The 7,844-nt window shown below is 62.5% G+C and carries 5 protein-coding genes; all 5 read left to right on the top strand.

The window, feature by feature from the left end; translation table 11 throughout:
- The coding region (locus EN925_RS14260) for a glycogen/starch/alpha-glucan phosphorylase (protein ID WP_128336641.1) at window positions 1–1,921 on the top strand (1,921 nt) is incomplete at its 5' end.
- Window positions 1,922–2,028: 107 nt separating this feature from the next.
- Window positions 2,029–4,242 (top strand): 1,4-alpha-glucan branching protein GlgB, encoded by a 2,214-nt coding sequence (gene glgB, locus EN925_RS14255; RefSeq protein WP_063171712.1) that lies wholly within the window; start codon window positions 2,029–2,031, stop codon window positions 4,240–4,242.
- Between the two features lie 52 nt (window positions 4,243–4,294).
- Window positions 4,295–5,560: a glucose-1-phosphate adenylyltransferase gene (gene glgC, locus EN925_RS14250; protein ID WP_127385087.1), complete on the top strand. Its 1,266-nt coding sequence runs from the start codon at window positions 4,295–4,297 to the stop codon at window positions 5,558–5,560.
- Window positions 5,561–5,563: 3 nt separating this feature from the next.
- Window positions 5,564–7,009 (top strand): glycogen synthase GlgA, encoded by a 1,446-nt coding sequence (gene glgA / locus EN925_RS14245; protein WP_128336640.1) that lies wholly within the window; start codon window positions 5,564–5,566, stop codon window positions 7,007–7,009.
- Window positions 7,010–7,012: 3 nt separating this feature from the next.
- A partial coding sequence (locus tag EN925_RS14240; RefSeq protein ID WP_128336638.1) for an alpha-D-glucose phosphate-specific phosphoglucomutase occupies window positions 7,013–7,844 on the top strand: 832 nt, incomplete at its 3' end.

Here is a 7,844-nt window from a genome sequence, read left to right as displayed (position 1 = left end):
GTGGGAATTCGAACGCCGTGAGCGCTCGTTCGAGGTCGGTTTCGGCGGTTCGGTGGAATCGATCACCTCCAAGGACGGCCGCCTCGAACGCCATGTCTGGAAGCCGACCGAGCATGTGCTGGCCGTCGCCTATGATACGCCCGTCGTCGGCTGGCGGGCCAACCGCGTCAACACGCTGCGGCTCTGGTCGGGCATGCCGGTCGATCCGATCCTGCTCGACAAGTTCAATGCCGGCGACCACATCGGCGCGCTCGCCGAAAGCAACAAGGCCGATGCCTTGTCGCGCGTGCTCTATCCCGCCGATTCCCACAAGGCCGGGCAGGAACTGCGGCTTCGGCAGGAATATTTCTTCTCCACCGCATCGCTGCAGGACATCGTCCAGCGCCATCTCAGCCAATATGGCGACCTGAAGTCCTTGCCCGACAAGGCTGCGATCCACCTGAACGACACCCATCCGGCCATCGCTGTGCCGGAGTTGATGCGCCTGTTGATGGACGTCCACGGCATGGACTTCGATCAGGCCTGGGACATCACCCAGCGCACCTTCGGCTACACCAACCACACGCTGCTGCCCGAGGCACTGGAAAGCTGGCCGGTGCCGCTGTTCGAGCGGCTTTTGCCGCGCCACATGCAGATCGTCTATGCCATCAACGCTGAAGTGCTTCTGGAGGCGCGTGCGTCCAACCAGTTCTCGGACGAGCAGATCGGCCGCATCTCGCTGATCCAGGAAAATGGCGACCGCCGGGTGCGCATGGGCAATCTGGCCTTTGTCGGTTCGCACTCGATCAACGGCGTTTCGGCGCTTCACACCGACCTGATGAAGGAGACGGTGTTCGCCGATCTGCACAAGCTCTATCCCGATCGCATCAACAACAAGACCAACGGCATCACGCCGCGGCGCTGGCTGATCCAGTGTAATCCCGGGCTGACGTCGCTTGCCCGCGAGGCGATCGGCGACCGCTTTCTCGATGACATCGACGCCATCAAGGATCTCGACGGTTTCGCCGGCGATGCCGCCTTTCGCGACAAGTTCGCCGCCGTCAAGCGAGCCAACAAGGCGCGGCTGGCCAACCTCGTCGCCGACCGGCTCGGCATCAAGGTCGATCCCTCGGCGCTGTTCGATATCCAGATCAAGCGTATCCATGAATACAAGCGCCAGCTTCTGAATATCCTCGAGGCGATCGCCCTCTACGACCAGATCCGCTCGCATCCCGAGCGCGACTGGATGCCGCGCGTGAAATTCTTCGGCGGCAAGGCGGCGCCCAGCTACCACAATGCCAAGCTGATCATCAAACTCGCCAACGATGTCGCCAAGGTCATCAACCGCGATCCGGCCGTGCGGGGTCTGCTGAAGGTGGTGTTCGTGCCGAACTACAATGTCAGCCTTGCCGAGATCATGATGCCGGCCGCCGATCTGTCCGAACAGATCTCGACCGCCGGCATGGAAGCGTCGGGCACCGGCAACATGAAGTTCGCGTTGAACGGTGCGCTGACCATCGGCACGCTCGACGGCGCCAATGTCGAGATCAAGGAATGCGTCGGCGACGACAACATCTTCATCTTCGGCCTGACCACCGCCGAGGTCGCCGAGCGGCGCAACAACGGCTACGATCCGCGCGCCGTCATCGAAGGCTCGCCTGAGCTGGCGCAAGCGGTTGCGGCTGTTTCGTCAGGCGTCTTCTCGCCGGACGATCCGGAGCGTTACCGCGATCTCATCAACGGTCTCTACAACAGCGACTGGTTCATGGTTGCCGCCGATTTCGATGCCTATGCCGCCGCCCAGCGCGAGGTCGATGCGGTCTGGCGCAACAGTCCCGACTGGTACGCCCGGGCAATCCGCAACGTTGCGCGTGTCGGCTGGTTCTCCTCCGATCGCACGATCCGCCAATATGCGAAAGAAATCTGGAACGTGCCCGTCTGATGTGATTGCATGAGGCCGCAAACAATGTGGTCCCGGTGATGTGAATTGAATGTCGGATTCACATCACTAGAAACAAACACTTGGTGCCCGGGGAGGGACACTGCCTGATGAAGAAGCCGCGCGCGACCGCTGCGACAAGCGGGCCGGATGGACTGGCGCCAGCCGGCGATGTCGCGGCGATTGTTGCCGGCACGCACGGAGATCCCTTCGCCGTCCTTGGTGTCCATGAGGTCGGCAAGAGCCTGTATGCCCGGTGCTTTGTTCCGAATGCCGAATTCGTCACCGCCTACACGCTGACCGGCACCATCGCGGGTGAACTGTCCAGGCGCGACGATGGCGGCTTTTTCGAAGGCAAGCTCTCGATCAAGAAGCGGCAACCCCTGCGCTATCATGCCAGGAACGCCGGCGGCGACTGGTGGCTGACCGATCCCTATTCGTTCGGTCCGGTGCTGGGCCCGATGGACGATTACTACATCGCCCAAGGCTCGCATCTAAGGCTGTTCGACAAGCTCGGCGCCCATGTCATCGATCACGAAGGCGCCACCGGAGTGCATTTCGCCGTCTGGGCTCCCAATGCGCGGCGCGTCTCTGTGGTCGGCGACTTCAACGAGTGGGACGGCCGCCGGCACACCATGCGAGACCGCCGCGACACCGGTATCTGGGAACTGTTCGTACCCGACATCGGTGCCGGACGACCCTACAAATACGAGATCATCGGCCCCGATGGTGTGAGGCTGCCGCTGAAGGCCGACCCGTTCGCCTTCAAATCCGAACTGCGTCCGGCTACTGCTTCGGTCGTGGCGGTGCCGCCGGCGCACGAGTGGGGCGACGAGGCGCATCGCAATTTCTGGCGCAATGCCGATCACCGGCGAGAAGCCATCTCGATCTACGAGGTCCATGCCGGCTCCTGGCAGCTTCGCGACGACGGAACGTTCCTGTCATGGGACGAGTTGGCCGACCGGCTGATCCCCTATGTGGTCGAGACCGGTTTCACCCACATCGAATTCATGCCGATCTCTGAACATCCCTACGACCCGTCCTGGGGCTACCAGACGACCGGCCTTTACGCGCCGTCGGCCCGCTTTGGCGACCCGGACGGCTTTGCCCGTTTCGTCGATGGCGCCCACCGCGCCGGCGTCGGCGTCATCCTCGACTGGGTGCCGGCACATTTCCCGGTCGACGCGCATGGCCTGGCCAATTTCGATGGCACCGCGCTCTATGAACATGCCGATCCGCGCAAGGGTTTTCATCCCGACTGGAACACCGCGATCTACAATTTCGGCCGCCGCGAGGTGGTGTCGTTCCTGGTCAACAATGCGCTGTTCTGGGCCGAGAAATACCATGTCGACGGTTTGCGCGTCGACGCGGTCGCCTCGATGCTCTACCTCGACTATTCACGCAAGGCCGGCGAATGGATCCCCAACGAGAAGGGCGGCCGCGAGAATCTCGAGGCGGTCAGCTTCCTGCAGAAGATGAACAAGGAGGTCTACGGCCATCATCCGGGCGTCATGACCATAGCCGAGGAATCGACCTCATGGCCGAAGGTCTCGGCACCGGTGCATGAAGGCGGCCTCGGCTTCGGCTTCAAGTGGAATATGGGCTTCATGCACGACACGCTGGAGTATTTCTCCAAGGAGCCGATCTTCCGAAAGCACCACCACAACGACCTCACCTTCGGCCTGACCTACGCCTTCTCGGAGAATTTCGTGCTGCCGCTCTCGCATGACGAGGTTGTGCACGGCAAAGGCACGTTGCTTGGCAAGATGGCCGGCGACGACTGGCAGAAGTTTGCGACGCTACGCGCCTACTACGCTTTCATGTGGGGCTATCCCGGCAAGAAGCTGCTTTTCATGGGGCAGGAGTTCGCGCAGCGCCGCGAATGGAGCGAGGCGCGCGCGCTCGACTGGAACCTGCTTGAATTCCGGCCGCATCGCGGCGTCTGGCAGACGGTGCGCGATCTCAACTATCTCTACCGTTCGCGCCCGGCACTGCATGGCCGTGATTGTGAGCCGGAAGGGTTTTCCTGGCTGATCGTCGACGACAGCCAGAATTCGGTTTTTGCCTGGCTTCGCAGTGCGCCGGGCGGCAGCCCAGTGGCCGTCATTTCCAATTTCACGCCGGTGCCGCGCGATAATTATCGCGTGCCGTTGCCGACATCAGGCAAATGGCGCGAGATCATCAACACCGACGCTTCTGAATATGGCGGTTCCGGCAAGGGCAATGGCGGCATGGTCGAGGCGCGGGCGGAGGAAGGAAGCATCGCCGCGACGATGCTCTTGCCGCCGCTGTCCACGATCATGCTCGAGCTCGTCGCCGACTGAACCCATCGACACTGAGTAACATGTCGAGATCGAGTAACTTGGGAGGGTAGAAATGGCAGACTTGAAACGGACCCAGCCGCTGGCGCGCGATGCCATGGCCTATGTATTGGCCGGCGGCCGTGGCAGCCGCCTCAAGGAACTGACCGACCGGCGTGCCAAGCCGGCCGTCTATTTCGGCGGCAAGACGCGCATCATCGACTTCGCGCTCTCCAACGCGCTTAACTCCGGCATTCGACGCCTCGGCGTTGCCACCCAGTACAAGGCGCATTCGCTGATCCGTCATCTGCAGCGCGGCTGGAACTTCCTGCGCCCCGAGCGAAACGAAAGCTTCGACATCCTGCCGGCCAGCCAGCGCGTCTCGGAAACGCAGTGGTATGAGGGCACGGCTGACGCCGTCTATCAGAACATCGACATCATCGAGGCCTACGGACCCGAATACATGGTCATCCTGGCTGGCGACCACATCTACAAGATGGACTACGAGATGATGCTTCGCCAGCACGTCGACGCCAATGCCGACGTCACCGTTGGCTGCCTCGAAGTGCCGCGCATTGAAGCCACCGGCTTCGGCGTCATGCATGTCGATGGCAAGGACAACATCATCGCCTTCGTCGAAAAGCCCGCCGATCCGCCCGGCATTCCCGATAAGCCGGAGTTTGCCTTGGCCTCGATGGGCATTTACGTCTTCAAGACCAAGTTTCTGATGGAGCAGTTGCGCCGCGATGCGGCCGAGCCGGGCTCGAGCCGCGACTTCGGCAAGGACATCATCCCCTATATCGTCCAGCACGGTAAGGCGATCGCGCACCGCTTCGCCAAGTCCTGCGTCCGTTCGACCGCTGAGAACGAGGCCTACTGGCGCGATGTCGGAACGGTCGACGCCTATTGGGAAGCCAATATCGACCTGACCGATATCACGCCGGAGCTCGACCTCTACGACCGCGACTGGCCGATCTGGACCTATGCCGAATTGAAGCCGCCGGCAAAGTTCGTGCATGACGAGGATGGCCGCCGCGGTTCGGCCGTGTCTTCGCTGGTTTCGGGCGATTGCATCGTCTCGGGGGCTTCGCTGAAAAAAAGCCTGATCTTCACCGGCGCGCGCATCAATTCCTATTCGACGCTCGAAGAAGTCGTCATGCTGCCCGACGTTCATGTCGGCCGGAACGCAAAGTTGAAGCGCGTGGTCATCGACCATGGTGTTAGGATACCGGAAGGGCTGGTGGTCGGCGAAGATCCTATTCTCGACGCCAAGCGCTTCCGCGTTTCCGAAAAGGGCATCTGCCTGGTCACCCAGGACATGATCGACAAGCTGGGGCTCTGACGCATGCAGGTTCTGTCGGTCACGCCGGAAATTTTCCCGCTCATCAAGACCGGTGGGCTTGCCGACGTGACCGGCGCGCTGCCAATTGCCTTGGCGGCCAAGGGCGTGACCGTGCGCACGCTCATGCCCGGCTTTCCGACCGTCATGGCCGCCTTCAAGAAAAAGCGGGCGGTTCTGCAATACCCCTTGCTGCAGGGCGGCAAGGCCTCTGTCCATTCCGTCCAACTCGCCGGGCTCGAACTGTTCGTGCTCGATGCGCCGCATCTGTTCGACCGTCCCGGCGGCCCCTATGGCAATGCGACTGGCGTCGACTGGCCAGACAATTGGCGGCGTTTCGCGGCGTTGAGCCAGGTCGGCGGCGACATTGCCGGCGGCGCCATCTCGGGCTACCAGCCCGACATCGTGCACGCCCATGACTGGCAGTCGGCGATGACGCTGGCCTATATGCGCTATGGCAAGGCGGTCGGCGTGCCTTCGATGATGACCGTCCACAACCTCGCCTTCCAGGGCCAGTTCGGCGCCGGCATTTTCGGCGAGCTTGGCTTGCCGGCGGCGGCGATGGCGCTCGACGGCGTCGAATATTATGGTTGTGTCGGCTTCCTCAAGGCGGGCCTGCAGGCCGCCTGGGCGATCACCACGGTCAGTCCGACCTACGCGCAGGAAATCCGCTCGCCCGAATTCGGCATGGGCCTCGACGGCCTCATCAACATGCGCTCCAGCGATCTCCATGGCATCGTCAACGGCATCGACACCGGCATCTGGGATCCGGAAACCGACAAGCATCTGGTGTCCAACTACACGGCCAGCACGCTGAAGGCGCGCGCACCCAACAGGGCTGCCGTGGAGGACCGCTTCAGCCTTGAGCGCGATGACAGCCCGATCGTCTGCGTGGTCAGCCGCCTGACCTGGCAAAAGGGCATGGACATATTGGCGCTGGTGGTCGACGGCATTGTCGCGACGGGTGCGCGGCTCGCCATCCTGGGATCGGGCGATGCCGGTCTCGAAGGCGCGCTGCTTGCCGCCGCCGCCAGGCATCGCGGCCGCATCGGCGTCGTCGTCGGCTACGACGAGGGGCTGTCGCACATCATGCAGGGCGGCTGCGACGCCATCGTCATTCCCTCGCGCTTCGAACCGTGCGGGCTGACGCAGCTTTACGGCCTGCGCTATGGCTGCGTGCCGGTAGTCGCGCGCACCGGCGGCCTCGCCGACACGGTCATCGACGCCAATGAGGCTGCCGTCTCTGCCGGCGTCGCCACCGGCTTCCAGTTCGCGCCCAACAATGGCGGCGCCTTGCTGCACGCTATCCGCCGCCTCGTCGACGCCCATGCCAGTCCGACGGTCTGGGAATCACTGCAGCGCCAGGGCATGAAAGCCGATGTGTCGTGGGACAAGAGCGCGGAAAAATACGTCGAACTCTATCGTTCGCTGCTTTCGAAAAGGGTTGCCTGAAGCATGATACGGACCGTTCCCACCAAGCCTTATTCCGACCAGAAGCCCGGCACGTCGGGCCTGCGCAAGAAGGTGCCTGTCTTTCAGCAGGAGCACTATGCCGAGAATTTCATCCAGTCGATCTTCGACGCGCTCGACGGTTTCAAGGGCAAGACCCTGGTGATCGGTGGCGACGGCCGCTTCTACAACCGCGAGGTCATCCAGAAGGCCATCGCCATCGCAGCCGCCAACGGCTTCGGCAAGGTGATGGTCGGGCAGGGCGGCATCCTGTCGACGCCAGCCGCTTCGCATGTCATCCGCAAATACAAGACCTTTGGCGGCATCATCCTGTCGGCCAGCCACAATCCGGGCGGCCCGCATGAGGATTTCGGCATCAAGTACAATGCCGGCAATGGCGGCCCGGCGCCGGAAAAGCTCACCGACGCGATCTTCGAAAAGACCAAGGCGATTTCGAGCTTCAAGATCGCCGATATCGATCCGATCGACATCGACACAACAGGAACGGTCAAGGCCGCCGGCATGACGGTCGAGATCATCGATCCGGTCGTGGACTATGCCGCGCTGATGGAAAGCCTGTTCGATTTCGACGCCCTGCGCAAACTCTTCAAGTCCGGCTTCCGCATGCGCTTCGACGCCATGCACGCGGTGACCGGTCCCTACGCCAAGGAGATCCTGGAAAACCGGCTTGGCGCGCCCAATGGCACCTGCCGCAATTTCAAGCCGCTGCCGGATTTCGGCGGCCACCATCCGGACCCGAACCTTGTCCACGCCAAACACCTCTATGACGAGATGATGGGACCGGACGCGCCGGATTTCGGCGCCGCCTCGGATGGGG

The organism is Mesorhizobium sp. M7A.F.Ca.US.006.04.2.1 (genome assembly GCF_004022915.1).
Classification (GTDB): domain Bacteria; phylum Pseudomonadota; class Alphaproteobacteria; order Rhizobiales; family Rhizobiaceae; genus Mesorhizobium; species Mesorhizobium ciceri.
The sequence above is the reverse complement of the archived record's forward strand: the minus strand, read 5'-3'. Positions and strand labels throughout refer to the sequence as shown.

Bases quoted from the DNA above. Each gene is read 5' to 3' on its own strand.
- glgB (WP_063171712.1), top strand. From the start codon at position 2,029: ATGAAGAAGCCGCGCGCGACCGCTGCGACAAGCGGGCCGGATGGACTG.
- glgC (WP_127385087.1), top strand. From the start codon at position 4,295: ATGGCAGACTTGAAACGGACCCAGCCGCTGGCGCGCGATGCCATGGCC.
- glgA (WP_128336640.1), top strand. From the start codon at position 5,564: ATGCAGGTTCTGTCGGTCACGCCGGAAATTTTCCCGCTCATCAAGACC.